The 25,454-nt window shown below is 60.8% G+C and carries 30 protein-coding genes and 1 tRNA gene; 23 read left to right on the top strand and 8 right to left on the bottom strand.

The features are described from left to right. Positions 1–33: 33 nt before the first annotated feature. Positions 34–603 (top strand): SPOR domain-containing protein, encoded by a 570-nt coding sequence (locus tag ACPZMI_RS05665; RefSeq protein ID WP_186669068.1) that lies wholly within the window; start codon positions 34–36, stop codon positions 601–603. 203 nt (positions 604–806) lie between these two features. Continuing rightward, the gene (locus ACPZMI_RS05660; protein WP_426351836.1) at positions 807–1,232 is read left to right on the top strand and encodes a GTP pyrophosphokinase; all 426 of its coding nucleotides are present in this window, start codon (positions 807–809) and stop codon (positions 1,230–1,232) included. Positions 1,233–1,281: 49 nt separating this feature from the next. On the opposite strand, the gene ACPZMI_RS05655 is transcribed toward ACPZMI_RS05660, so the two are convergent. Next, on the bottom strand, positions 1,282–1,737 hold the full coding sequence (locus ACPZMI_RS05655; RefSeq protein ID WP_186710151.1) for a MarR family winged helix-turn-helix transcriptional regulator: 456 nt from the start codon (positions 1,735–1,737) through the stop codon (positions 1,282–1,284). Positions 1,738–1,842: 105 nt separating this feature from the next. Between ACPZMI_RS05655 and ACPZMI_RS05650 the strand changes: the two genes are divergently transcribed. After that, on the top strand, positions 1,843–2,826 hold the full coding sequence (locus ACPZMI_RS05650) for an aldo/keto reductase (RefSeq protein ID WP_186720998.1): 984 nt from the start codon (positions 1,843–1,845) through the stop codon (positions 2,824–2,826). A 3-nt stretch (positions 2,827–2,829) separates the two neighbouring features. Here the strand turns inward: ACPZMI_RS05650 and ACPZMI_RS05645 are convergent, their stop codons facing one another. The 3 genes from ACPZMI_RS05645 to ACPZMI_RS05635 form a co-directional block, all read right to left on the bottom strand. Then, positions 2,830–3,795 (bottom strand): endonuclease, encoded by a 966-nt coding sequence (locus ACPZMI_RS05645; protein WP_186669075.1) that lies wholly within the window; start codon positions 3,793–3,795, stop codon positions 2,830–2,832. Between the two features lie 47 nt (positions 3,796–3,842). Beyond that, entirely contained in the window at positions 3,843–4,082 is a 240-nt protein-coding gene (locus ACPZMI_RS05640) for a DUF1654 domain-containing protein (RefSeq protein ID WP_186669077.1), read from the bottom strand. 221 nt (positions 4,083–4,303) lie between these two features. Continuing rightward, positions 4,304–5,392 (bottom strand): asparaginase, encoded by a 1,089-nt coding sequence (locus ACPZMI_RS05635; protein ID WP_411382774.1) that lies wholly within the window; start codon positions 5,390–5,392, stop codon positions 4,304–4,306. Between the two features lie 400 nt (positions 5,393–5,792). Between ACPZMI_RS05635 and ACPZMI_RS05630 the strand changes: the two genes are divergently transcribed. From ACPZMI_RS05630 to ACPZMI_RS05600, 7 genes are all read left to right on the top strand, one after another. Further along, positions 5,793–6,746, top strand: a complete 954-nt coding sequence (locus ACPZMI_RS05630; protein ID WP_186669081.1) for a sugar ABC transporter substrate-binding protein — start codon at positions 5,793–5,795, stop codon at positions 6,744–6,746. Between the two features lie 101 nt (positions 6,747–6,847). Next, complete coding sequence (locus ACPZMI_RS05625; RefSeq protein WP_483407399.1) at positions 6,848–8,395, top strand: sugar ABC transporter ATP-binding protein; 1,548 nt, start codon at positions 6,848–6,850, stop codon at positions 8,393–8,395. Further along, positions 8,392–9,384: an ABC transporter permease gene (locus tag ACPZMI_RS05620; protein ID WP_186669083.1), complete on the top strand. Its 993-nt coding sequence runs from the start codon at positions 8,392–8,394 to the stop codon at positions 9,382–9,384. The genes ACPZMI_RS05625 and ACPZMI_RS05620 overlap by 4 nt, the downstream gene beginning before the upstream one ends. Positions 9,385–9,387: 3 nt before the next feature. After that, on the top strand, positions 9,388–10,410 hold the full coding sequence (locus ACPZMI_RS05615; RefSeq protein ID WP_186669085.1) for a LacI family DNA-binding transcriptional regulator: 1,023 nt from the start codon (positions 9,388–9,390) through the stop codon (positions 10,408–10,410). Positions 10,411–10,419: 9 nt separating this feature from the next. After that, positions 10,420–11,328, top strand: a complete 909-nt coding sequence (rbsK, locus tag ACPZMI_RS05610; RefSeq protein WP_186669087.1) for a ribokinase — start codon at positions 10,420–10,422, stop codon at positions 11,326–11,328. Next, positions 11,325–11,729, top strand: a complete 405-nt coding sequence (gene rbsD / locus ACPZMI_RS05605) for a D-ribose pyranase (protein ID WP_426351835.1) — start codon at positions 11,325–11,327, stop codon at positions 11,727–11,729. Before rbsK ends, rbsD begins: the two co-directional genes overlap by 4 nt. Positions 11,730–11,865: 136 nt before the next feature. Then, a complete protein-coding gene (locus tag ACPZMI_RS05600; protein WP_186669157.1) occupies positions 11,866–12,831 on the top strand; it encodes a nucleoside hydrolase in 966 nt (321 codons plus the stop codon). On the opposite strand, the gene ACPZMI_RS05595 is transcribed toward ACPZMI_RS05600, so the two are convergent. Continuing rightward, complete coding sequence (locus ACPZMI_RS05595) at positions 12,803–13,015, bottom strand: hypothetical protein (RefSeq protein ID WP_186669091.1); 213 nt, start codon at positions 13,013–13,015, stop codon at positions 12,803–12,805. The genes ACPZMI_RS05600 and ACPZMI_RS05595 overlap by 29 nt on opposite strands. A 291-nt stretch (positions 13,016–13,306) precedes the next feature. Between ACPZMI_RS05595 and ACPZMI_RS05590 the strand changes: the two genes are divergently transcribed. Continuing rightward, the gene (locus ACPZMI_RS05590; protein ID WP_186669093.1) at positions 13,307–13,630 is read left to right on the top strand and encodes an I78 family peptidase inhibitor; all 324 of its coding nucleotides are present in this window, start codon (positions 13,307–13,309) and stop codon (positions 13,628–13,630) included. An 87-nt stretch (positions 13,631–13,717) separates the two neighbouring features. Here the strand turns inward: ACPZMI_RS05590 and ACPZMI_RS05585 are convergent, their stop codons facing one another. Together ACPZMI_RS05585 and ACPZMI_RS05580 are read right to left on the bottom strand one after the other, a co-directional pair. Then, the gene (locus ACPZMI_RS05585) at positions 13,718–13,930 is read right to left on the bottom strand and encodes a cold-shock protein (RefSeq protein WP_003250656.1); all 213 of its coding nucleotides are present in this window, start codon (positions 13,928–13,930) and stop codon (positions 13,718–13,720) included. A gap of 163 nt (positions 13,931–14,093) precedes the next feature. Beyond that, positions 14,094–14,396 carry a hypothetical protein gene (locus ACPZMI_RS05580; protein ID WP_186669096.1) on the bottom strand — a complete coding sequence of 101 codons (303 nt, stop codon included), beginning with the start codon at positions 14,394–14,396 and terminating at the stop codon, positions 14,094–14,096. A gap of 330 nt (positions 14,397–14,726) precedes the next feature. On the opposite strand from ACPZMI_RS05580, the gene thrS reads away from it, so the two are divergent. From thrS to ACPZMI_RS05520, 12 genes are all read left to right on the top strand, one after another. Further along, positions 14,727–16,649, top strand: coding sequence for a threonine--tRNA ligase (thrS, locus tag ACPZMI_RS05575; RefSeq protein WP_186720904.1), 1,923 nt, complete (start codon positions 14,727–14,729; stop codon positions 16,647–16,649). Further along, a complete protein-coding gene (infC, locus tag ACPZMI_RS05570) occupies positions 16,649–17,200 on the top strand; it encodes a translation initiation factor IF-3 (RefSeq protein WP_172964767.1) in 552 nt (183 codons plus the stop codon). The genes thrS and infC overlap by 1 nt, the downstream gene beginning before the upstream one ends. Positions 17,201–17,261: 61 nt before the next feature. Next, a complete protein-coding gene (rpmI, locus tag ACPZMI_RS05565) occupies positions 17,262–17,456 on the top strand; it encodes a 50S ribosomal protein L35 (protein ID WP_003250667.1) in 195 nt (64 codons plus the stop codon). 28 nt (positions 17,457–17,484) lie between these two features. Further along, positions 17,485–17,841, top strand: coding sequence for a 50S ribosomal protein L20 (rplT, locus tag ACPZMI_RS05560; protein ID WP_003250671.1), 357 nt, complete (start codon positions 17,485–17,487; stop codon positions 17,839–17,841). A gap of 110 nt (positions 17,842–17,951) precedes the next feature. Continuing rightward, positions 17,952–18,968, top strand: a complete 1,017-nt coding sequence (gene pheS, locus ACPZMI_RS05555) for a phenylalanine--tRNA ligase subunit alpha (protein ID WP_054892050.1) — start codon at positions 17,952–17,954, stop codon at positions 18,966–18,968. Between the two features lie 33 nt (positions 18,969–19,001). After that, complete coding sequence (pheT, locus tag ACPZMI_RS05550) at positions 19,002–21,383, top strand: phenylalanine--tRNA ligase subunit beta (RefSeq protein ID WP_426351834.1); 2,382 nt, start codon at positions 19,002–19,004, stop codon at positions 21,381–21,383. Between the two features lie 4 nt (positions 21,384–21,387). Beyond that, positions 21,388–21,690 carry an integration host factor subunit alpha gene (ihfA, locus tag ACPZMI_RS05545; RefSeq protein ID WP_003250679.1) on the top strand — a complete coding sequence of 101 codons (303 nt, stop codon included), beginning with the start codon at positions 21,388–21,390 and terminating at the stop codon, positions 21,688–21,690. Beyond that, positions 21,671–22,027, top strand: a complete 357-nt coding sequence (locus ACPZMI_RS05540; RefSeq protein WP_054892048.1) for a MerR family transcriptional regulator — start codon at positions 21,671–21,673, stop codon at positions 22,025–22,027. The genes ihfA and ACPZMI_RS05540 overlap by 20 nt, the downstream gene beginning before the upstream one ends. Positions 22,028–22,126: 99 nt before the next feature. Further along, positions 22,127–22,203 (top strand) — tRNA-Pro (locus ACPZMI_RS05535). A 642-nt stretch (positions 22,204–22,845) separates the two neighbouring features. Continuing rightward, complete coding sequence (locus ACPZMI_RS05530; RefSeq protein ID WP_426351833.1) at positions 22,846–23,499, top strand: hypothetical protein; 654 nt, start codon at positions 22,846–22,848, stop codon at positions 23,497–23,499. Beyond that, positions 23,454–23,933 (top strand): hypothetical protein, encoded by a 480-nt coding sequence (locus ACPZMI_RS05525; protein WP_426351832.1) that lies wholly within the window; start codon positions 23,454–23,456, stop codon positions 23,931–23,933. Before ACPZMI_RS05530 ends, ACPZMI_RS05525 begins: the two co-directional genes overlap by 46 nt. Beyond that, entirely contained in the window at positions 23,930–24,283 is a 354-nt protein-coding gene (locus ACPZMI_RS05520; RefSeq protein WP_426351831.1) for a hypothetical protein, read from the top strand. The genes ACPZMI_RS05525 and ACPZMI_RS05520 overlap by 4 nt, the downstream gene beginning before the upstream one ends. Before the next feature lie 15 nt (positions 24,284–24,298). On the opposite strand, the gene ACPZMI_RS05515 is transcribed toward ACPZMI_RS05520, so the two are convergent. Then, positions 24,299–25,449, bottom strand: a protein-coding gene (locus tag ACPZMI_RS05515; protein ID WP_426351837.1) for an IS3 family transposase whose coding sequence is annotated in 2 segments (ribosomal slippage) — positions 24,299–25,215 and positions 25,215–25,449 — 1,152 coding nt in all. Because the reading frame shifts where the segments join, the coding sequence is not laid out codon by codon here. Between the last annotated feature and the right edge of the window lie 5 nt (positions 25,450–25,454).

Raw genomic sequence — 25,454 nt, 5'->3', positions numbered from 1 at the left:
AGAATCCGGCCCTTCGAATCGGGAGATGAACGCGTGCGCAAACTGGCGGTGGTAATGGCGGTGCTGGCCCTGGCGGGCTGTGAAAACGAGGTCGAGGGTGTGCACAAGCAGGTGGCCGAACACCTGCACAACCCCAAGACGGCCAAGTTCGCCAACGTGCGGATCGACACCCAGGGCTCCATCTGCGGCCAGGTCCGCGGCAAGGACGACGCCGGCCAGTTCGAAGCCTATCGCAGCTATGTGGCAATCAAGCACGATGGCCAATACGAAATCCTGGTCGACGACAGCGGCAACAACCTGCGCATCCGTGAGATCTGCGGCGGTGCTGAGTTGCAGCGTCGTGCCGATGCCCTGGCTGGCGAGCCGGCCCCGGAAGGCTGGGATGTCGAGGTGGTGCAGGGGCCCAATATGGGCGCACTCACCGACATGACCGCTCGCCTGATCGAGAAGGGCATTCCCTCCTGGGTCGAATACCGCGACGGCAAACCTGTGGTGCTGATGGGGCCGTTCCCTACAAAGGGCGAAGCGGATGCACGCAAGGCTGATGTCATGGCGCGCCTGGGTACCGACTCGATCGTCATCCAGCATGGCGCCAAGCGCTGACGGCTTCCCCCTCATGCAAAGGTTGCAGGCATTGTGGTGTGCATGCCTGTGATGACAAGGATCTGGCGCTGAACATTCATTGGCGCCAGGGCTTTGAACTCGAACGGTATTTTTCCGACTATGCTTCAGGTGACGGTGTATTTGCCGATGCGCCTGCCATCGGGCATCGTCGGTACCCAGAGGGTTGAGTGGGGAGAGGGAGCATGTCCAACCTGGAACGAGCGATCGTAGTGGCGACCAGGGCCCATGAAGGGCAATTCGACAAGGGGGGCGCGGCTTATATCCTGCATCCGCTACGGGTGATGGAGCGGGTCTCGACGCCCGAGCAGCGGATCGTCGCGGTGCTTCACGATGTGCTGGAGGATACGCCGCTGACCCTGTCAGACCTGGCTCGTGAAGGCTTCAACCTGAAGATCCTTGCGGCGCTGTTGGCGTTGAGTCGGCGTGAGGGTGAGCGCTACGAGGATTTCGTCGTGCGCCTGGGCAGTGACCCGCTGGCGCGCGAGGTGAAGCTGGCTGACCTCGCCGACAATAGTGACCTCTCGCGAATCCTGTGTCCGGGGCCCGCGGACATCGCCCGGTTGAGTCGTTATCGTGAGGCCAGCGCCTATCTGCTGGCACTGGCGTGATGGCACCACGCCCTTCGCAGGAGCGCCTGGTTACGCTACGGGGCCGATTCTACAGGGGGTGAGCTTCAGCCTCCGGATCATTGAGCGTGGTCATGCACGCATCCATCAGTACATGCAGCGCGCTGATGCGTTCCAGCCCCAGCGCATCCTGTAATGAATCCTGTGCCGCCTGCCACGCCTGATTACCTTCTTCGCGTTTATCTATCCCTGCCTCGGTGATCTGCACCGCACGGCTGCGCGCGTCGCCGCCTGCCGAAATCGTCAGCCAGCCCTGAGCTACCAACGGTTGCATGTTGCGCGTCAGGGTCGAAGGCTCCATCTGCATGGCCTTGGCCAATTCGCCCGGGCGCAACGGGCCGAGCCGCAGCACGTGGGACAGCAGGGCGTACTGGGTGTTCTTCAGGCCTATGGCAGCCAGGTGCTGGTCGTAGTGACGGGTGACCATGCGCGTCAACTGGCGCAGTTTGAGATTTGTGCAGCCGGAGGGCTTGATTGGTGTGTTCATGTGAAATATTGTACCTGCAACATTTGTATATGCAAATGTTCTGTCAACCGGGAGCGATCATTCCTGGCGGCTGTTGGAACGGTATTCATCAGTTCAGGAGCATTCATGCGTTACACACCCTTTGGCAAGACCGGATTACGACTGTCCCAGCTGGCATTGGGTACAGGCAACTTTGGCACCGCTTGGGGCCATGGCGCCGACCCCGAGGCGTGCAAGGCGATGTTCGACACCTACCTGGAGGCGGGCGGCAACCTCATCGACACGGCGGACATCTATCAGTTCGGCGAATCTGAAACACATCTGGGGCGCTTGCTGGCGGGGCGCCGCGATGAGGTGGTGCTGTCGACCAAGTTCACCCAGGGTGCGTCGCCCGCCGCGGGGGTGCTGACCACCGGCAATAGCCGCAAGGCCATGGTCACCTCCCTGGAGGCCAGCCTCAAGCGTTTGAACACGGACCGTATCGATCTGTACTGGGCTCACTTCCCCGATCATGTGACCCCGACCGAAGAGCTGCTGCGTGGCCTGGAAGACCTCTCGCGATCAGGCAAGGTGCTGTATGTCGGCCTTTCCAACTTCCCCGCCTGGCGTGTGGCTCACGCGGCCACCTATGCCCAGCTTTCTCGCGCCGTACCCATCGCGGCTGCGCAGTTCGAACACAGCCTGGTGCGCCGCGAATGCGAGCTTGACCTGTTGCCGACCTGTCGGGCATTGGGTTTGGGCATGATGACTTTCTCGCCCTTGGGTGGCGGCATGCTGACCGGCAAGTACCGCCAGGGCGAGTCGGGGCGCGCCCAGGGCCTGGGCGGCAAAGTGTTCCAGCCGGAGAATTCGCCGCAGCGCAGCGCGATCCTCGATGCGCTGCTGGACGTGGCACAGGAGCATGGCGTCCCGGCAGATCAGGTAGCGATCGCCTGGGCTGCCAGTCACGACACGCTGCCGCTGATCGGGCCGCGTTCGCTGGTGCAGTTACAGTCGAACCTGGCGGCCCTTGAGGTGAAACTCAGCAGCGAGCAGTTGCAGCGCCTGGATGACGTCAGCCAGTTCGTGTCGCTGCCCGTCGAGCGGACCTCCCGCGCCCCGGTGGCATGAGGGTCAGCGGCAGTTGCCGGCCTTGCGGTAACCGGCGGCCTGGGCTTGCGACTCGGACTCGAAGCTGACCTGGTTCTTGGCTGACACCTGATTGTAGCCAGGGCAGCCGCTGGGCAAATGGTAGAGGTGGCTGTTCTGGTTGCCGATGATCGCACCCGTCACGCTGACCTTGGCCAGGGTAGGCTGAGGTGCGGCCTTGGTGGGTTTGTCGGCAAGGCTGCTGACAACACCGTCGCCGACGGTCTTGTAGCCGGCTGTCCAGCGTCGCTCGCCGCTCACGAACGGGTTGGCGTGCCCCATGATGCCGGCGATACGGCGGTCGCGCTCGCGCTCCCAGGCGGTGACCGGGTACTGCTTGTCCCAGGCCATGAGCAGTTGTTGCTGCTGGCGCGACATGTTCAGGCCATAGCGATCGAACATATAGAAGGTGGTGCGGGCGACCAGGCCCTTGACTTCATCGCGCGGCTCGGCAGCGCGCTGGTTGAAATCGACGCGGGTCTTGCACTGGCCGTACTGCTGCCCCACACCCGAGGCCATGCCATAGTTGAAGTTGCTGCGATCGCCATTCACCTCGCCCACCGCCGGGTACAGGTTGAACAGGTCGGCTTCCATGGCGCGAAATACCGGGTCGTCGTCGGCGCAATGCTCGCGGCCGCCGTTCTTCCAGCACTGGCGTTGATGGCCCAGGGTCCAGGCCGGCACGATGTGTTCCCATTCGGTACGGTCGGCGCGGGTCTGTTGCTTTCGGGCTTGCAGGCCGCAGGAGGCGGGGTCGATGCGCCCCCCGGACTTGCCCACCCAGGTCCATTTGCAGCCGCAGTAGAGCTCACCCATGGCGCTGCTGGCCTGGTCGAGATAGATCTTCTGTTTGGCCACGACCTTGGCTTCGGCAAAGGTGGCGGGAGGGTTGGCGAGCGCTGGAGTGGCGACGGACAGGAGCAGGGCTACGGCAGACAGCAGTTTTTTCATGGGCGAGCGCAAATCATCTTTCGGTGGAAGAGGGGGCGGGGAAAGGATCAGTCTTCTTTGGGGATGGTCCAGAAGATCTGAATACCGCCATCGTCGCGATGGGCGAGGGTGACGTTGTCGTTCTCGGCAATTTCCTCGAGCAGCGTTTCCCAGTCATCGGGGGACTCGTGCTCCAGGCGGAAGATCAGCGCTGCTCGGCTGCGCTGGGCGGTGGGGCTATTGATGATCTTCTGGATGCGTACGCCGAGTTGTTCATAACTGCTGGGCGCTGCGGCGGGGCTGGCCATGGAGCTTTCCTTGTTTTGCTGTATGTGCGTACAGTATTTCACTGTCAGTTTTTTCGCAACAGCGTGTCAGGCAAAAAGCATCTATGGCGCTTGGAGGGGCTGGCACGAGTAGGCCGCCCCGAAGGATGAGGCTGCCGCAACCTCTAGGGAGAGATCGCGGCAGCTTTACTCTTTACATCGTGAGCCGGGTCGTCATACCTGCAGCCTTGCTCATGGCTGGATCAATATTCCCAGAAGATCCGCTGCAACTCCTTGCTGTCCTGGGTCTTGGTCATGGCCACCATGGCCAGGATCCGCGCTTTCTGCGGGTTCAGGTCATGGGCCACGACCCAGTCGTTCTTGTCGTCCGGCTGCTCGGCGTTACGCAGCACGAAACCGCCCTGGTTGACGTGCGAGGAGCGAATGATCTGTACGCCGTCCTTGCGCAGTTCTTGCAGTGCCGGCACCACGCGCGACGACACCGAACCATTGCCGGTGCCAGCATGGATGATCGCCTTGGCACCGCCCTGGGCCAGGGCTTTGTAAGCGGTGTCGGTCACGTTGCCGTAGCCATAGGCGATGTCCACCTGTGGCAGGCTGCTGATCTGCTTGATGTCGAACTCGGAGTTAGTGGTGTGGCGCTTGGCTGGCAGGCGGAACCAGTAGGACTTGCCCTCCACCACCATGCCCATCGGGCCCCAGGCGCTCTTGAAGGCTTCGGTCTTGATGTTCACCGACTTGCTGACATCGCGACCGGACTGGATCTCGTCGTTCATGGTCACCAGCACGCCCTTGCCGCGCGACTGCTTGTCGCCAGCCACAGCCACCGCGTTGTACAGGTTGAGCATGCCGTCGGCAGACATCGCGGTGCCCGGGCGCATGGAGCCGACGACCACGATCGGCTTGTCGGTCTTCTCGACCAGATTGAGGAAGTAGGCGGTTTCTTCCAGGGTGTCGGTGCCGTGGGTGATGACGATGCCGTCGACGTCCTTGCTGTCGGCCAGTTCCGCGACGCGTTTGGCCAGCTTGAGCAGGTCGTCGTTGCTGATGCTCTCGGAGGCGATCTGCATCACCTGTTCGCCGCGCACATTGGCAATGTCGGCCAGTTCCGGCACGCCGGCAATCAGCTTGTCGATGCCCAGCTTGGCAGCTTGGTAGGTCGCGCTGTTGGCGGCGCTGGCGCCGGCGCCAGCAATGGTGCCGCCGGTGGCGAGGATGACCACATTGGCGAGCTTCTGCTGTTGTTCGGCTTCCTTGGCGGAAACGGTCATCGGCAGTGCAAGCAGCAGGGCGAGGGCGCCCGGCGCGAAGGTTTTCAGTGCGGTGTTCATTATTTTTTCTTCTCTCTTCCAAATGAGATGTTTGTTCGCAACAGGTTGTAGGCAGGTTCCGTACCAAGGGTGCAGTAGCCGCGAGGTGCGGGACGAGTTGAGTCGGATTTTTCGCGAGCAAGCCCGCTCCCATCCGTGTGTGGAGAGCGCAAGCATGGCGTTGCCAGTGGAGGGATGGGCTTGTCCAAGAAGAGGGTGGCAGGTGTTTTGCCATTCGGAAACCCGAACAATACCTACAAGGGCTATTCGGTTTTCCGACTATTTGCCGGATAATCTCCGACTAGCACGACCGAGCCTGGAACGCCGGAAAGTCATTTGACAAAACCTGTTCCTGTTCCCATAGTAAGGCAGCGCAAACGTTTGCGGTCCGATAAAAATCACAAGATTCGGAGTTAATCCCATGAAGCTGCCGTTCCCCGGTCGTCTGCTGGCTATTGCCGTTCTCTCCTCCCTGTCTCTCGCCATTCCGCTGTCCCAGGCCCATGCCGAGGACAAGCCCAAGGTCGCACTGGTCATGAAATCGCTGGCCAACGAATTCTTCCGCACCATGGAAGATGGCGCCAAGGCCTACCAGAAAGAACATCCGAATGAATTCGACCTGGTCGCCAACGGCATCAAGGACGAAACCGACACTGGCAACCAGATCCGCATCGTCGAGCAGATGATCGCCACCGGCGCCAACGCCCTGATCATCGCGCCGGCCGACTCCAAGGCCTTGGTCCCTGTGATCAAGAAAGCCATGGATGCCGGCATCACTGTCGTCAACATCGACAACCGTCTCGACCCTGAAGTGCTCAAGAGCAAAGGCATCAGCGTGCCGTTCGTTGGCCCTGACAACCGCAAGGGCGCGCGTCTGGTCGGCGACTACCTGGCGAAAGAGAAGCTCAAGGCTGGCGATCAGGTTGGCATCATCGAAGGTGTGCCGACCACCACCAACGCCCAGCAGCGCACCGCCGGCTTCAAGGATGCGATGGAAGCCGCGCAGATGAAGATCGTCTCGGTGCAGTCCGGCAACTGGGAGATCGACAAGGGCAACGCCGTTGCCGCCTCGATGCTCAACGAATACCCCGACCTCAAGGCGCTGCTGGCGGGTAACGACAGCATGGCCCTGGGCGCTGTCTCGGCCGTGCGTGCCGCTGGCAAGACCGGCCAGGTGCAGGTAGTGGGTTACGACAACATCAACGCCATCAAACCGATGCTCAAGGATGGCCGCGTGCTCGCCACGCTCGACCAGGCCGCCAGCCAGCAGGCTGTGTTCGGTATCCAGGCGGCGCTGAAGATGGTCAAGGGCGAGAAGCCTGATGTCGATGCCGACAATGTCATCCAGACACCGGTAGAACTGATCACCAAGTGATGCTGACAGTGCGCTGAGTCCGATGGCAGTGGTGGTTCGCCGCTTACGCAGAGTCAGCGCCAGTTCAAGCAGTTGCAGCTCGTTCCATGAGAGAGGTGGCCATGTCGGCCCATGAATCCGTGCTCAGTGTCACCGGCCTGGGCAAGACGTACGCCCAGCCCGTGCTCGGTGATGTCACGCTAGACCTGCGCGGCGGCGAGGTGCTCGCTTTGACCGGCGAGAACGGCGCCGGCAAGAGCACCTTGTCCAAGCTCATCAGTGGCCTGGAAACTCCCACCACCGGGCAGATGACCTACCGCGGCCAGCCCTATAGCCCTGGCAGTCGCAGCGAGGCCGAGCGCCTCGGTGTGCGCATGGTGATGCAGGAGCTCAACCTGCTGCCCACGCTCACCGTTGCCGAGAACCTGTTCCTCGACAACCTGCCCAGCCGCGCCGGCTGGATCAGCCAGAAACGCCTGCGTCAGTTGGCGACCGCGGCCATGGCCCAGGTCGGGCTGGACGCCATCGATCCGGACACCCCGGTCGGCGAGCTGGGCATCGGCCATCAGCAAATGGTCGAAATCGCCCGCAACCTGATCGGCGACTGCCATGTGCTGATCTTCGACGAGCCCACCGCGATGCTCACTGCGCGCGAGGTGGAGCTGTTGTTCACGCAGATCGAGCGCCTGCGTCAGCGGGGTGTGGCCATCGTCTATATCTCGCACCGGCTCGAAGAGCTGCAGCGCGTATCGCAGCGTATTGCCGTGCTGCGCGACGGCAAGCTGGTGTGCGCCGAGCCGATCGCTCGCTACAGCAGCAACGAACTGGTCAATCTGATGGTGGGGCGCGAAGTCGGCGAGCACATCGACCTTGGTCGCCGCGAAATCGGCGCACCGCTGCTCAAGGTGGAGCACATGACCCGTGGGGACAAGGTGCGCGATGTGTCGTTCGAGGTCAGGGCAGGGGAGATCTTCGGTATTTCCGGGCTGATCGGCGCCGGGCGTACCGAGTTGTTGCGGCTGATCTATGGTGCCGATCGCGCCGACAGCGGCAGCATTCAGCTGGGGCGCCCGCTGCAACCGGTCAACATCGATTCGCCCAAGGCTGCCGTGCGTGCCGGCATTGCCCTGATCACTGAAGACCGCAAGGGCGAAGGCCTGTTGTTGCCGCACTCGATCAGTGCCAACGTCGCCTTGGGTAACCTTGGCGCGGTCTCCCGCGCCGGTGTGCTCGACCCCCACGCCGAGCGCCAGCTTGCCGAGCGGCAGATCAGCGCCATGCGTATCCGCAGCGCGAGCCCCGCCCAGGCGGTCGGTGAGCTGTCCGGTGGCAACCAGCAGAAGGTGGTGATCGGTCGCTGGTTGGAGCGCGACTGCCAGGTGCTGATGTTCGATGAGCCCACCCGCGGCATCGATGTTGGCGCCAAGTTCGATATCTACGGGTTGCTGGCCGAACTCGCCCGCCAGGGCAAGGCCCTGGTGGTGGTGTCCAGCGACCTGCGCGAGCTGATGCTGATCTGCGACCGCATCGCCGTGCTTTCCGCTGGCCAACTGATCGAGACCTTCGACCGTGATGGCTGGAGCCAGGACCAGATCCTTGCCGCTGCCTTCGCCGGTTACCAGAAACGTGACGCATTGCTGCACGACGCAGCTCCCAGGATGGACGCATGAAGACTCCCACCCTCGACTCCGCCGGTACGCCGGTACGCCGCAGCGGCACCTATTTCGGCCTGGGCACCTACCTGGGCCTGGCCGGTGCCTTGCTGGCGATGATCGTGCTGTTCTCGTTCCTGAGCAGCCACTTCCTCTCTTATGCCACCTTCAGCACCTTGGCCAACCAGATCCCTGACCTGATGGTACTGGCCGTCGGCATGACCTTCGTGCTGATCATCGGTGGCATCGACCTGTCGGTCGGTTCGGTACTTGCACTGGCTGCCTCGACCGTCAGCGTCGCCATCCTCGGCTGGGGCTGGAGCGTGTTGCCTGCTGCGCTGCTGGGTATGGCCATCGCGGCCCTGGCCGGCAGCATCACCGGCGCGGTCACCGTGGCCTGGCGCATTCCGTCGTTCATCGTCTCGCTTGGCGTGCTGGAAATGGCCCGTGGCCTGGCCTACCAGTTCACCGATTCGCGCACCGCCTACATTGGCGACGCGTTCTCCTGGTTCTCCAACCCGATCGCTTTCGGTATTTCTCCGGCCTTCATCATTGCCTTGCTGGTGATCATCCTCGCCCAGCTGGTACTGACCCGCACGGTGTTCGGTCGCTACCTGATCGGCATCGGCACCAATGAAGAGGCCGTGCGCCTGGCAGGTATCGATCCGCGTCCGTACAAGATCGGGGTCTTTGCCTTGATGGGCCTGCTGGCGGGGCTGGCCGCGCTGTTCCAGATCTCGCGCCTTGAGGCTGCAGATCCGAACGCCGGTTCTGGCCTTGAGTTGCAGGTGATTGCCGCGGTGGTGATCGGCGGCACCAGCCTGATGGGCGGGCGAGGCTCGATCATCAGCACCTTCTTCGGTGTGCTGATCATTTCCGTGCTGGCCGCAGGCTTGGCGCAGATCGGCGCTTCCGAGCCAACCAAGCGTATCATCACGGGCGCTGTGATCGTCATCGCCGTGGTCCTCGACACCTACCGCAGCCGACGCGCGACCCGGCGGAACTGACCCATGGCAACCATCAAAGACGTCGCGGCACTGGCGGGTATTTCCTACACCACCGTGTCCCATGTACTGAACAAGACCCGCCCGGTCAGCGAACACGTGCGCCTGAAGGTCGAGGCCGCCATCGCCGAGCTGGACTACGTGCCCAGTGCCGTGGCGCGCTCGCTCAAGGCGCGCAGCACCGCGACCATTGGCCTGCTGGTGCCCAGCAGCGTCAACCCTTACTTCGCCGAGCTGGCTCGCGGTATCGAGGACGGCTGCGAGCGCAACGGTTATTGCGTGATCCTGTGCAACTCGGACGATGATCCGAAGAAGCAGCGCAGCTACCTGCGGGTGCTGCTGGAAAAACGCATCGATGGTCTGATCGTCGCCTCGGTGGGCGAGGACCGTGACCTGCTCGAAAGCCTGGCTGCCGTGCGCACGCCAATGGTCATCGTCGACCGCGCCTTGGAAGGCGTCGATGCCGACCTTGTGCGTATCGATCACGAGCTGGGGGCCTATCTGGCCACGCGCCACCTGCTTGAGCTCGGCCATACCGACATCGCCTGTATCGGCGGCCCGGCCGAGACCGGCGTCAGCCAACTGCGCGTGAGCGGTTTTCGTCGCGCCATGGCTGAGGCCGGGCTGAACGTGGCGGACAATCGCGTGCTGCACAGCGACTTTACCAGCCCCGGTGGCCACGCAGCGGCCGCACAGTTGCTCGAGGATGAGCCGCCGACGGCGATTTTCGCTGGCAACGACATGATCGGTTTCGGCGTGTTGCGCGCTGCGGCCGAGCGCAATATCGACGTCCCTGGCCAGCTATCGGTGATCGGTTTCGACGACATCGAGCTGAGCCGCTATGTGTATCCGCCGCTGACCACTGTCGGCCAGTCGATCCGCGAGCTGGGCGACAGTGCCGCGCAGTTGCTGCTGTCGCGCATCGCCACACCGCGTCGCGATGCGGCGCAGCAACGTATCGTCGCGCCGCGTATCGTGCTGCGCGAATCCACCGGGCCGCGCCCGGACCTGTTCAATGATTACCGCTAAGGAAGACCCATGCATGCCAAGGTCGTAGTGGTCGGCAGCCTCAACATGGACCTGGTGGCCCGTGCCGAGCGTCTGCCGCGTGGCGGCGAAACCCTCGCCGGCGACAGTTTCTTCACCGTACCCGGTGGCAAGGGTGCCAATCAGGCCGTTGCTGCCGCGCGCCTGGGGGCGAGCGTGGCCATGGTCGGCAATGTCGGCGATGACGCCTATGGCCAGCAGTTGCGCCAGGCGCTGGAGGCAGAAAAGATCGATTGCCAGGCCGTGAGCGTCTGTGCAGGCGTATCCAGCGGTGTGGCGCTGATCGTGGTGGATGCCACCAGCCAGAACGCCATCGTCATCATCCCGGGCGGCAATGGGCTGCTGACCCCCGAGTCGGTGCAGCGCTTCGATGCGTTGCTGCACAACGCCGAGGTGATCATCTGCCAGCTCGAAGTGCCGCCTGCCACTGTGGAGTGGACGCTGGCCCGCGGTCGCGAGCTGGGCAAGACGGTCATCCTCAACCCGGCCCCGGCAACGGGCCCACTGCCGCGGGAGTGGTTCGCCCATATCGACTACCTGATCCCCAACGAGAGCGAGGCCGAGGCCTTGACCGGCCTGTCGGTGAGCGATATCGACAGTGCTCGCTGCGCCGCCGAGCGCCTGCGCGAATGGGGTGCGAGCAAGGTCATCGTCACCCTGGGTGCCGAAGGGGCGCTGTTCGTCAGTGAGGGCGGCAGCCGTCATTTCCCGGCAACCAAGGTCAAGCCACTGGACACTACGGCGGCAGGCGACACCTTCGTCGGCGGCTTCGCTGCGGGGCTTGCCTGCGGGCTGCAGGAGGGCGAGGCGATCGTGCGTGGCCAGCGGGCTGCGGCCATCTCGGTCACCCGCGCGGGGGCGCAGCCATCCATTCCCTTCCTCAAGGAGTTGGCGCCATGAAGAAGACCGCACTGCTCAATATCGCCCTCTCGCGCACCATTGCCGGTCTGGGGCATGGCGACATCCTGGTGATCGGCGATGCCGGCCTGCCGGTGCCGCCAGGTGTGGAGCTGATCGACCTGGCATTGACGCCGGGCATTCCGGACTTTGCCAGCGTGCTGCGCGTGGTGCTCAGCGAAATGCAGGTGGAGCGGCATGTGTTGGCCGACGAGATGTTCAGTGCCGCACCGCCTGGGCTGGTGGGTGTCGAGGAGCAACATGCGCTGGGCTTGCTCGGTGAGCGCGAGCGTATGCCCCATGATGAATTCAAGGCCCTGAGCCGACGGGCGCGGGCGGTGATTCGCACGGGGGAATGCAAGCCCTACAGCAATATTGCGTTGATTGCGGGCGTCACGTTCTGAGGTAGTCGGCGGATGTGCCGGCCTATTGCGTGACGCGCCCTCTGAAACAGACCAAACAATAAAAGCAAAGGAGTGAAGCGGGATGTTGATCAACAAAGCCAAACGTTTGCTACAAGGAGTCGTGCTTATGTCCACGATGGCTGCTGCCAGTGCATTCGCCGCCCCGCGTGACCTGATCATCGACACTGATCCCGGCGCCGACGATGTCGTGGCCTTGTTCCTGGCCATGGCTTCGCCCGAGGAGCTGAAGATCCGCGCCATCACCACCGTCGCCGGCAATGTGCGCCTCGACAAGACCTCCCGCAATGCGCGCCTGGCGCGCGAATGGGCCGGTCGTGAAGACATTCCGGTATACGCCGGGGCAGGGCGCCCACTGGTGCGTGCGCCGATCTACGCCGCCGATGTCCATGGCGAGGAAGGCTTGACGGGTGTCGCGGTGCATGAGCCCAAGCAGCCTCTGGCCAAAGGCAACGCCGTGCAGTATCTGGTCGACACCCTCGATGCCGCCGAGCCCCACAGCATCACCATCGCCATGCTCGGCCCGCAGACCAACCTGGCCCTGGCGCTGATCCAGAAGCCGGAAATCGTCAAGGGCATCAAGGAAGTGGTGATCATGGGTGGCGCCCACTTCAATGGCGGCAATATCACCCCGGTGGCCGAGTTCAACCTCTACGCCGATCCGCACGCTGCCGAAGTGGTGCTGGCCAGCGGCGTCAAGCTGACGTACCTGCCGCTGGACGTGACCCACAAGATCATCACCAGCGACGCACGTCTCAAGCAGCTCGCCGCTGTCGGCAACGACGCCAGCAAGAAGGTGGTGGACATCCTCAACGCCTACATCAAGTACGACATGGACAAGTACGGCATGAGCGGTGGCCCGGTACACGACGCCACCGTCATCGCCTACCTGCTCAAGCCAGAGCTGTTCAGTGGCAAGCAGATCCACATGACCGTCGACAGCCGCGAAGGCCCGACCTTCGCCCAGACTGTCGCCGACTGGTACGGCGTGCTCAAGCAGCCGGCCAACGTGATGTGGATCGAAAATGGTGACGCCCAGGGCTTCTTCGACCTGCTCAGCGCGCGCCTGGCTCGATTGAAATAGTGTCGTGCGGCGCGTAGCGCTCGAACACCTGTTCGATGAAGCTGCGCGCCGCCTCGCTGCCACGATCGCGCACCAGCAGGTCGATGGCGATCAGCAACAATTCTTCCGGAGTGCCCGGGCTGTAGGCACTCTGGCCCTCGGCCCATTTGACCTTGATGTCGGCGTCTATGCTGTGGGTGTTCATGCGGGTACTCGCGACTGTGCCTGGTGCCTGGGGTCGAACACCGGCTCCTGGCGTTCGCGGGGGAGGCGAGACGCGCTCCACGTCTGCCAAGTAAATCATGCCTTTGCAGCCGTTGCGCTGCGACTTAAGCATAAGCAGGCCGCTCGCCCTAACCAATCGCCACGGTGCAAAATCCGGTCACGATTGCTTTTGGCCTCATCTGGCGAGATCAGGCAGACTTGAGCGGTTTTGCAACAAACTGTAAGCGGAGCGGTCGCATATGACAGTTCCCAAGATCGATTAGGAGGATTCATGTTCCGTACCCGCGCTTCCCTGGCGACCTTGCTGATGGCTGCCGTCCTGGCTGGTTGCAGCACCGGTGGCTCGTCTGATGGCGGCAGCGCCGCGCCGGCGACCCCCGCCGGTGGTGATGGCCGTTGCAGTGCCAGCGGCGCCGATTTCACCGTCGGCAAGCCGGGCACGCCCGAGCTGCTGGAGCAGGCCCGCAAGGCAACTGGCGCGCAGATCGCCCGGATCCTCAAGCCCCATGATGTCGTCACCCTGGAATACCGCTCCGACCGTTTGAACCTGAACGTCGATGAGCAGGGCAAGGTCATTCGCGCCAACTGTGGCTGATCGCCTGTGAGGGCTGGCCTGTCCAGGTAGCTCGAGCCCATAAAAAACCCGCCGGTGAAGGCGGGTTTTTTTACTGCGGTATCCGAATTACTCCGGACGAACCTGAGCAGCCTGCATGCCCTTCTGGCCTCTTTCGGCTACGAAGGAAACAGTCTGGCCTTCTTTCAGGCTCTTGAAGCCGTCGGATTCGATGGCCTTGAAGTGTACGAACAGGTCGTCGCCGCCGCCTGCTGGGGTGATGAAGCCGTAGCCTTTCTCATCATTGAACCATTTGACGGTGCCTTGTTGGCGATTGGACATGAGGTGAATCTCCAGAACATTTAGTTTTTCAGTGGTGCAATGCGGCCGAGGCTACGGAGCACCGGCAACATCATAGTCTAATTCTGCTTATGTAGCGCTCTTTACCTTAGCCGGATACTGATCTGGCGCAAACAATGCGCGATCGGTACGGCTCGGCGGGTCATCATTTTGGCTTGCAGGCGGCCTGTACTACGGTCTGAGCCTTCTGCATCAGCGCAGCGTCGACGCCGTCCTTGCTGTCGAGGTCCTGGATCTCCTTGTCGGTGAAATTCTTTTTGATGGCTTGGGCGCCGCAATCGCAGTGCTTCTTCGCCGTCGCGGCGTCCACGCCCTGGCCGGTCGCGACTTGCTGGCACTGAGACATGTACGCCTGCTCCTTGCCGGCGGGGAAGTTACCTGCGTTGGCGGCCAGTGGCAGCAGCAGGACGCTCGCGGCACACGCGGCCAGAAGAGACTGAACTCGCATAACCAGACACTCCTTGGGTTAGGTCTCATCAAGAGTAGGATGCTTCAGAGGGTCTGATAGGAATTTTTCCGTACAAGTTCACCGCCCCGGCGTAAATTCCAAATATTTCTGCGTCAGGCGCAGGCCGCGTGCTAGCATGCCCGGCTTGCAGCTGCTCACGTCCAGCGCGCAAGTTATCTTTCCAGTCACTCTGGTTCGCCCCTGACAGGCCGAAAGGCTTCTGCCGCTGTGAGGCAGGCTTTCCCCCGGGAAAGGCAGGTCGGATCTTGTACTGGCTCATCCCAACCCACGTGACCTTTGGTAGGGGTCACCACTAGGAGAGGAGGCGCCATGCCCACTATTACTCTTCCCGATGGCAGTCAACGCTCGTTCGACAAGGCCGTAACCGTAGCTGAAGTTGCCGCATCCATTGGTGCAGGCCTGGCAAAGGCCACCTTGGCCGGCAAGGTCGACGGCAAATTGGTCGATGCCTGCGACCTGATCGAACACGACGCCACCCTGCAGATCATCACCCCCAAAGATGAAGAGGGACTGGAGATCATCCGTCACTCGTGCGCCCACCTGATCGGCCACGCGGTGAAGCAGCTGTACCCGACCGCCAAGATGGTGATCGGTCCGGTGATCGACGAAGGCTTCTATTACGACATCGCCTACGAGCGTCCTTTCACCCCCGAGGACCTCACTGCCATCGAACAGCGTATGCACCAGCTGATCGACAAGGACTACGACGTCATCAAGAAGATGACCCCGCGTGCCGAAGTCATCGATGTGTTCAGCACTCGTGGCGAAGACTACAAGCTGCGTCTGGTCGAAGACATGCCGGACGAGCAGGCCATGGGCCTGTACTATCACGAAGAATACGTCGACATGTGCCGTGGCCCGCACGTGCCGAATACCCGCTTCCTCAAGGCGTTCAAGCTGACCAAGCTGTCCGGCGCCTACTGGCGCGGCGACGCCAAGAACGAGCAGCTGCAGCGCGTGTATGGCACCGCCTGGGCTGACAAGAAGCAGCTGGCGGCCTATATCCAGCGCATCGAAGAAGCCGAAAAGCGCGACCATCGCAAGATCGGCAAGCAGCTCGATCTCTTCCACCTGCAGGAAGAAGCCCCGGGCATGGTGTTCTGGCACGCCAACGGCTGGACCGTCTACCAGGTACTCGAGCAGTACATGCGCCAGGTCCAGCGCGAGAATGGCTACCAGGAGATCAAGACCCCGCAGGTCGTCGACCGCATCCTCTGGGAGCGTTCCGGCCACTGGTCCAACTATGCCGAGAACATGTTCACCACCTCGTCGGAAAACCGCGACTACGCGGTAAAACCGATGAACTGCCCATGCCACGTGCAAGTGTTCAACCAGGGCCTGAAGTCGTACCGTGACCTGCCGCTGCGCCTGGCCGAATTCGGCGCCTGCCACCGCAACGAGCCGTCCGGCGCCCTGCACGGCATCATGCGTGTGCGCGGCTTCGTGCAGGACGACGCGCACATCTTCTGCACCGAAGAGCAGGTGAAAAAGGAAGCGGCTGATTTCATCAAGCTGACCCTGGACGTGTACAAGGACTTCGGCTTCACCGACGTCGCCATGAAGCTGTCCACTCGTCCGGCCAAGCGTGTCGGTTCCGAAGAGCTGTGGGACCGCGCCGAAGGCGCGCTGGCCGACGCCCTGAACGAATCCGGCCTGGCCTGGGAATACCAGCCGGGCGAGGGCGCGTTCTATGGTCCGAAGATCGAGTTCACCCTGCGCGACTGCCTCGGCCGTAACTGGCAGTGCGGTACCCTGCAGTACGATCCGAACCTTCCGGAGCGTCTGGATGCCAGCTATATCGCCGAAGATAACGCCCGTAAGCGTCCTGTGATGCTGCACCGCGCCATTCTCGGCTCCTTCGAGCGCTTCATCGGCATGCTGATCGAGCACTACGCTGGTGTGTTCCCTGCGTGGCTGGCGCCGACCCAGGCGGTGATCATGAATATCACCGACAAGCAGGCCGATTTCGCCCTCGAAGTGGAAAAAACGCTGAATGGAAGCGGTTTCCGTGCCAAGTCCGACTTGAGAAATGAGAAGATCGGCTTTAAAATCCGCGAGCATACGTTGCTGAGGGTCCCGTACCTTTTGGTTATAGGGGACCGCGAAGTCGAAACGCAAACCGTCGCTGTGCGTACTCGCGAAGGCGCAGACCTGGGCTCCATGCCTGTCGCGCAATTCGCTGAGCTCTTGTCGCATGCGGTTTCCCGGCGTGGTCGCCAAGAATCGGAGTAATGACTATTAAGCGTGAAATGAGAAACGATAAACGAACTGCACCTAAGGCACCGATCAACGAGAATATCTCGGCACGCGAGGTTCGGTTAATTGGCGCTGATGGCGAGCAGATTGGCATCGTCTCGATTGATGAAGCGCTTCGTATCGCTGATGAAGCGAAGCTGGATCTGGTGGAAATCTCCGCTGACGCAGTCCCGCCTGTTTGCAAGGTGATGGACTACGGCAAGCACCTCTTCGAGAAGAAGAAGCAGGCCAACGAAGCGAAGAAGAACCAGAAGCAGATCCAGATTAAAGAAATCAAGTTTCGTCCAGGGACGGAAGAAGGGGATTACCAGGTAAAACTACGCAACCTGGTACGTTTCCTTACCGATGGGGACAAGGCCAAGATCTCTCTGAGATTCCGCGGCCGTGAGATGGCCCACCAGGAGCTGGGTATGGAACTGTTGAAGCGGGTCGAAACCGACCTCGTCGAATACGGGACCGTCGAACAGCATCCTAAGATGGAAGGACGCCAGCTTATGATGGTCATCGCTCCCAAAAAGAAGAAGTAATCTCCCGGGCACGGCAGGCCTGATGATTATTGTGTAATTTTATCGAATGCGGAGTTCCAACATGCCAAAAATGAAAACCAAGAGCGGTGCTGCGAAGCGTTTCCTGAAAACCGCTTCCGGCTTCAAGCACAAGCACGCTTTCAAGAGCCACATCCTGACCAAAATGTCGACCAAGCGTAAGCGTCAACTGCGCGGTGCCAGCCTGCTGCACCCGTCTGACGTGGCAAAAGTCGAGCGCATGCTGCGCGTACGTTAATTTCGGTCAAAGATAGAGGAAGTTACTCATGGCTCGTGTAAAGCGTGGCGTCATCGCTCGTAAGCGTCACAAGAAAATTCTGAAACTGGCTAAAGGCTACTACGGTGCACGCTCGCGCGTATTCCGCGTTGCCAAGCAAGCGGTCATCAAGGCAGGCCAATACGCCTACCGTGACCGTCGCCAGAAGAAGCGTCAGTTCCGCGCTCTGTGGATCGCTCGTATCAACGCCGGTGCCCGCACCAACGGTCTGTCCTACAGCCGTCTGATTGCTGGCCTGAAAAAGGCGTCGATCGAAATCGACCGCAAGGTTCTGGCCGACCTGGCAGTGAACGAAAAAGCGGCGTTTGCTGCGATTGTCGAGAAAGCTAAAGCCGTCCTGGCTTAAGTACCCGCGACAATCATCCGCCGGCACCCTGTGCCGGTGGGTGTAAAACGTCATCGATAGGGGAAGAGCCTTCAAAGCTCTTCCCCTATTTTCGTATCTGGAGTCTGTACATGGAAAACCTGGACGCGCTGGTCTCCCAAGCCCTAGAGGCCGTGGAGCGCGCTGAAGACATCAATACCCTGGAACAGATCCGGGTCCAATTTCTCGGCAAGAAGGGCGAGCTGACCCAGGTGATGAAGACCCTGGGCAACCTGCCAGCCGAAGAGCGCCCCAAGGTCGGTGCGCTGATCAACGACGCCAAGGAACGCGTCACTGACGTGCTCAACGCACGCAAGGCCGCCTTCGAAGAGGCTGAGCTGAACGCTCGCCTGGCTGCCGAATGCATTGATGTCACCCTGCCAGGCCGTGGCCAGGCCACCGGTGGCCTGCACCCGATCACCCGTACCCTCGAGCGCATCGAGCAGTTCTTCACCCACATCGGCTACGGCATCGCCGAAGGCCCAGAGGTCGAAGACGACTACCACAACTTCGAAGCGCTCAACATCCCAGGCCACCACCCGGCCCGGGCGATGCACGACACCTTCTACTTCAATGCCAACATGCTGCTGCGCACCCATACTTCGCCCGTTCAGGTGCGGACCATGGAAAGCACCCAGCCGCCGATCCGCATTGTCTGCCCCGGCCGCGTATACCGCTGCGACTCGGATATCACCCACTCGCCGATGTTCCACCAGATCGAAGGCCTGCTGGTCGATCGCGACATCAACTTCGCCGACCTCAAGGGCACCATCGAAGAGTTCCTGCGGGTGTTCTTCGAAAAAGAGCTGGCAGTGCGTTTCCGCCCGTCGTTCTTCCCCTTCACCGAGCCCTCCGCCGAAGTCGACATGGAGTGCGTGATGTGCTCTGGCAAAGGCTGCCGCGTGTGCAAGCAGACCGGTTGGCTGGAAGTGATGGGCTGCGGCATGGTCCACCCGAACGTGCTGCGCATGTCCGGTATCGACCCGGAAGAATTCTCCGGCTTCGCCTTCGGCATGGGTGTCGAGCGCCTGGCCATGCTGCGCTATGGCGTCAACGATTTGCGTCTGTTCTTCGACAACGACCTGCGGTTCCTGGCGCAATTCCGCTAGGCCACACCTCGACGCAATCTTCAGGAGAACAGCATGAAATTCAGTGAACAGTGGCTGCGCGGTTGGGTAAACCCGCAAGTCTCCCGTGACGAACTGGTCGCCCGCCTGTCCATGGCCGGCCTGGAAGTCGACAGCGTCACCCCGGCGGCTGGCCAGTTCAGTGGCATCGTGGTGGGCGAGATCCTCGCCACCGAACAGCACCCGGATGCCGACAAGCTGCGCGTCTGCCAGGTCAGCAATGGCCAGGAAACCTTCCAGGTTGTCTGTGGCGCCCCCAACGCACGTCCCGGCATCAAGATTCCGTTTGCCATGATCGGCGCCGAACTGCCCGGCGACTTCAAGATCAAGAAGGCCAAGCTGCGCGGTGTCGAGTCCTTCGGCATGCTGTGCTCGGCCGCCGAGCTGCAGATCAGCGAAGAGAACGACGGTCTTCTGGAGCTGGCAGCCGACGCGCCGGTGGGTGAAGACATTCGCCAGTACCTCAATCTGGACGACGCCAGCATCGAAATCGGCCTGACCCCCAACCGCGGCGACTGTCTGTCGGTGGCGGGCCTGGCGCGCGATGTCAGCGCACTGTACGACGTCCCGGTCAGCCGTCCGGTGGTTCCGGCCGTCGCGCCTGCCCACGACGAAGTACGCCCGGTTGAAATCAGCGCCCCCGCTGCTTGCCCGCGTTACCTGGGCCGTGTCATCCGCAACGTCGACCTGAGCAAGCCGACCCCGCTGTGGATGGTCGAACGCCTGCGTCGTAGCGACGTGCGCAGCATCGACGCTGCCGTCGACATCACCAACTACGTGATGCTCGAACTCGGCCAGCCGATGCACGCCTTCGACCTCGCTGAAATCAACGGCGGCATCCGCGTGCGCATGGCCGAGGAGGGTGAGAAGCTCGTCCTGCTCGATGGTCAGGAAGTCGCCCTGCGGAGCGACACCCTGGTCATCGCCGACCATACTCGCGCCCTGGCCATCGCCGGCGTCATGGGTGGCGAACACAGCGGCGTCAACACCGAGAAGACCCGCGACCTGTTCCTGGAAAGCGCCTTCTTCGAGCCAGTATCGGTCGCTGGCAAGGCCCGCTCCTATGGCCTGCACACCGATGCCTCGCACCGCTACGAGCGCGGCGTCGACTCGCAACTGGCCCGCGAAGCCATGGAGCGCGCTACCGCCCTGGTGCTCGAGATCGTCGGCGGCGAAGCCGGCCCGATCGTCGAAGCCGTGAGCGAGCAGCACCTGCCCAAGGTTGCCCCGGTCACCCTGCGCGCCGAACGCGTCAGCCAGATGCTCGGCATGGACATGGCCCCGGCCCAGGTCGAACAACTGCTCAACGCCCTGGAGCTGAAAACCAGCGCCAATGGGGCAGGGGTGTGGACTGTCGAGATCCCGAGTCACCGCTTCGACATCAGCCTCGAAGTCGATCTGATCGAAGAGCTGGCACGCCTGTACGGCTACAACAACCTGCCGGTCCGCTACCCGCAAGCCCGCCTGGCCCCCAAGGCTCGCTCGGAATCGCGCGGAGAACTGCCGATTCTGCGTCGCCTGCTGGTCGCCCGCGGCTATCAGGAAGCCATCACCTACAGCTTCATCGATCCCAAGCTGTTCGAGCTGTTCACCCCTGGCGTCGAGCCGCTGATGCTGGCCAACCCCATCTCCAGCGACATGGCCGCGATGCGCGCCTCGCTGTGGCCGGGCCTGGTCAAGGCGCTGCAGCACAACCTCAACCGCCAGCAAGACCGCGTGCGCCTGTTCGAAAGCGGCCTGCGCTTCGTCGGCCAGTTGGGCGACCTCAAGCAGCAACCGATGATCGCCGGCGTGATCACCGGCAGCCGCCTGCCGGAAGGCTGGGCCAACGGCCGTGACAGTGTCGATTTCTTCGACATGAAGGCCGACGTCGAAGCCCTGTTGGGCTACTCCGGCGCGCTCGCCGACTTCAGCTTCAGCGCAGGAAAGCACCCAGCCCTGCACCCCGGCCAGACCGCCCGCATCGAGCGCGACGGCAAGGAAGTGGGTTACCTGGGCGCTATCCACCCGGAGCTGGCCAAGACCCTCGGCCTGGAACGTCCGGTGTTCGTCTTCGAGCTGGTGCTGGGTGAAGTAGTCGAAGGCCGCTTGCCGAAATTCAGCGAACTGTCCAAGTTCCCTGAAACCCGTCGTGACCTGGCGTTGATCGCAGGACGTGACGTGGCGTCGAGCGCCGTGCTTGAAGTAATTCGTGACAATGCAGGGGAATGGCTCACAGACCTCAGGCTGTTTGATGTCTACCAGGGTAAAGGTATTGATCCTGATAGAAAAAGCCTCGCGGTCGGCTTGACCTGGCAGCATCCATCGCGCACTCTTAACGACGATGAGGTGAACACCACCCTGCAAAATATCCTCACCTCGCTCGAACAAAGGTTGAACACCACGTTAAGGAAATAACGGCATGGGTGCTCTGACGAAAGCTGAGATGGCCGAAAGGCTGTACGAGGAGCTGGGGCTTAACAAGCGCGAGGCCAAGGAGCTGGTCGAGTTGTTTTTCGAAGAGATTCGTCACGCGCTTGAGGAGAACGAGCAGGTCAAGTTGTCCGGATTCGGCAACTTCGACCTTCGCGACAAACGCCAGCGGCCGGGCCGCAACCCCAAGACAGGGGAAGAGATCCCGATCACCGCGCGGCGCGTCGTCACCTTTCGTCCAGGGCAGAAACTGAAAGCCCGGGTTGAGGCCTATGCTGGAACCAAGCCATAACGACGAGCTGCCCCCCATTCCGGGCAAACGCTACTTCACCATTGGTGAAGTCAGCGAGCTCTGTGCGGTAAAACCGCATGTGCTGCGTTACTGGGAACAAGAGTTCCCGCAGCTCAACCCGGTCAAGCGCCGCGGAAACCGGCGGTATTACCAGCGCCAAGACGTGCTGATGATCCGCCAGATCCGCGCCTTGCTGTATGACCAGGGCTTCACCATCGGCGGTGCGCGTTTGCGCATGTCCAGTGATGAGGCCAAGGATGATACGACCCAGTACAAGCAGCTGATTCGGCAGATGATTGCGGAGTTGGAGGATGTGCTGGTGGTGTTGAAGAAGTGACCTGCTTGGCGATGAGTGGATTTTTTTAAAAAAAAGCTTCCATTATTCAAAAGGTTAGGTTAGATTTCTTACCGTTCTCAGCGGTATTGAGAATAGAGTCGGGGCGTAGCGCAGCCCGGTAGCGCACTTGCATGGGGTGCAAGGGGTCGAGTGTTCGAATCACTCCGTCCCGACCAAAAAACCCTAAAAAATCCAGTCACTTAGCGGTGGCTGGATTTTTTTATGGGCGCGTTTTTTTACTGTAGTGTTCAAGGTCGAGCTCTGGTGACCGTTCGGTGACCGTTTGTGCTGAGCTGGCTTCTGCTGGCTTGATCGCTCCCCTGTCAGAGCATGCAAGGATAATGGTGTTCTCATATGACTTCATCTCGGATAGGTGAAACAAATACCGTAAATATCCTGCAGCGATGTCTTGTGTGTTTTGGCTCAATATCTCAAGGGCAGCACAGGCTTTGGAGCCACAAGCTACTCGCGGCTCCCGTGCGGAGATCGCGTTTGATCCAATAGCCACAACTCGTTTGTGTGTCCACTGGGGTCGCAGGCCTCTTGGTTTTGAATAGGTGTATCTGCTTTGGCGGCGCCAGCCAAAAGCGGACAGCCATACTGGCGTTCTTTCCGACTGGCATCATCACTCCGATCTACGTTTTTTGTTCGACAAGCCGCGCTAACTTGAAGGAGTCGTCCAGTTTGCAAAACTGTAGATGGAAGGACCTAATCTGCATGCGTGCAATCCTTTCGCGATCATCTGTCATTTGTAGTGCTACACCGGATTCCTCCTTTATGAGACGCCCGCACACGGCATGACAAGAGGTCTGCTAGAAATGAGCATCGCTGAGATCCAATCTGGAGTGGATATGCTGCCGAATTCTGCAAGGCTCGTGGCGTTTTACTTAAGTCGTGACCGTACGCTCGGGCTGCTGCATCCCCAGCACCTACCTGCCCATATCATTGCGGCGCTTCAGGGCCACAACGTTCAAATGTCGGCAGCAATCCTTTCGAATGTTGTGGGCTCATACCTTCTGCATGCAATCGCAGTAGGTGGGGTAAAAACACTGCTGCAATTGGCCTTCGAAGGCGAATTGAAGGAAGGCACCCCGTTCATTTATAACGGGCATTTCTCCGGCAAAGGTTTTGGGGCTACCAGCAAGAGTCCTGCGTTGAGTCTCACTGCGAAGCTTGACGCACCGCTTGCTGGCAAGAAACTCCTCTTCGAGTTTTCCAAGAAAGGACTGGTGAATACCACCGCGTACACCCGCATGTCTGGCTCGACACGCCTGTTCGCGTTCGGTTATATATCGGGGATCGACGACACCACCATCCGCGCTGTGCCTTACGTCGTGGGAGACCTAGTTGCAGACAACCACGCGATGGCCTCACCGTTCTTGTCGACGCTCGAATTGCGGCCCGAGGAAATCAAGCAGTTGGCGGAATGGACGAGACTTGGTTTCCTTCCAAAGCCGAGTTCCAGCGCATGACCATGGTCTCGGAACTGGCCGTCAAAGAACTGATCTGTCGCCTGCTTGGTGAACACTCGGTGCCCAGCGATTGGGGGGGAGAGGAGTGCGATGTGCTGTCGGCCAATGTGGTCGTTGATGGCCAGCGTCACACAGGGGCGTTCTTGCTCAAGGGGCCAGCGCGGTTTCACCCAATGAAGCCAGCCGACCTTGGAAAAAATGGCGACCAGCTCTATCGTCTCTTCAACATTCCTGCCCAGATCTACTTCGTCCAGCATTGCCACAATATTGGTCCTGCTGTTCGCAAGCAGGCAGAAGCGTTTGCTCTCGCACGAAGCTTTATCGCTCCCTGCAAGATCGTTTTCATGGATGGCCTCACAACAGCGCGCTTGCTGAGGGCTCATGGGCTTTGGCCGGAGGCACCGATGACTTCGATAAAAGGCAAGATGGTATGACGGTTCGATCACCCCATCGCGACGCTCTGCGAATTCTGTTCGTCCTAAGGGCAGGAGGTAGTCCCGTTGAATCACAGACGGCAGAGCATGCGCTCATCTTCAAAGGCGAAGCACGCTTACAAGCGTTCGACTTCTGGATGCGAAACCCAGACTATCTTGCGGCTGAGTTGCTTGATTTGTTCGCAGAGACACAGGACAAGAGTTACTACGAAGCGGCCCAGGCGATCTTGGACGACGAAGAACCTGACCTTCGTCGCGTTCCGATGGTTCGGTATTTCTTTGGCGCATACGAACGCCTAGATGATGCCTTGTCGTTACTGAGGTCCCGCGATCTCGTTCGCATCACCTGAATCGCCCCTGGTTTCCTAGACACTCTCCAAGCTCAGGAAATAGCGTTTCTCATACTCTACTGGAGACAGCTGCATAGCACTGCTGTGTCGACGTTTTGGGTTATAGAACATCTCGACGTAATCGAAAATATCACTTCGGGCTTCGTCACGCGTTGCGTAGATCTTTCGTCGGATTCGCTCCCGCTTCAAGAGCTGGAAAAAGCTCTCGGCTACGGCGTTGTCATGGCAGTTTCCTCGCCGACTCATGCTGCTAATCACGTTGTTTGCCTTCAAGAAGCTTTGCCAATCTGAGCTGCTGAATTGACTGCCCTGATCTGAATGAATCATCACTTGCTGCTGTGGCTTGCGGCGCCACACGGCCATCAACATCGCGTCGATCGCCAGGTCGCTGCACATCCTGGGCTTCATTGACCAGCCAATCACTTGGCGGGAAAACAGATCCAGCACTACTGCCAGGTACAGCCATCCTTCATAGGTGCGGATGTAAGTGATGTCTGTCACCCAGACCTTGTTCGGCTCACTGACCTTGAACTGCCGCGCAAGGTGGTTAGGCGAGGCGACGGTTGGCTTTCCGCCATAAAACCCTGGGCGCCGTCGATAACCCGTTTGTGAACGCAGCCCTTCTGTCTGCATCAAACGTCCGACTCGATTTCGCCCACAGATCTCTCCCAGCTCTCGCAGGTCATCGTGAATCTTACGATAGCCATACACACCTCCGCTTTCTAACCAGGCATGCTTGATCAAGCCAAGCAGGCGTTGATCTTCTTTTGCTCGGGCAGATTGAGGCTCGGCCAACCAAGCGTAGTAGCCGCTGGGGTGCACCTTGAGGGTTTGGCAAAGGCGACGCACTGGGTAATCCGTCGAGTGCTTGTTGATGAAGGCGTACTTCAGCCGCACTCCTTGGCAAAGTACGCGGCGGCCTTCTTTAAGATGTCTCGCTCTTCTGTCACCCGCTTGAGTTCAGCGCGTAGCTTGCGCAGTTCAGCCTGCTGATCATTGTCTTGCTGACGCTGCTCTTGGGGCTTGCTGTAGACCTTGATCCAAGCGTAAAGGCTGTGCACGGACATGCCCAGGCGCTGGGCGACCTCGGCGACAGGTTTGCCTTTTTCGGTCACTTGCTTGACCGCTTCGATCTTGAATTCTTCGGGGTAACGCTGACGACTCATGGCAC

Source organism: Pseudomonas wayambapalatensis (genome assembly GCF_049942315.1).
In the GTDB taxonomy this organism is placed as follows: domain Bacteria; phylum Pseudomonadota; class Gammaproteobacteria; order Pseudomonadales; family Pseudomonadaceae; genus Aquipseudomonas; species Aquipseudomonas wayambapalatensis.
Note: the sequence above shows the minus strand (reverse complement) of the source record. Positions and strands in the feature narration are given on the sequence as shown.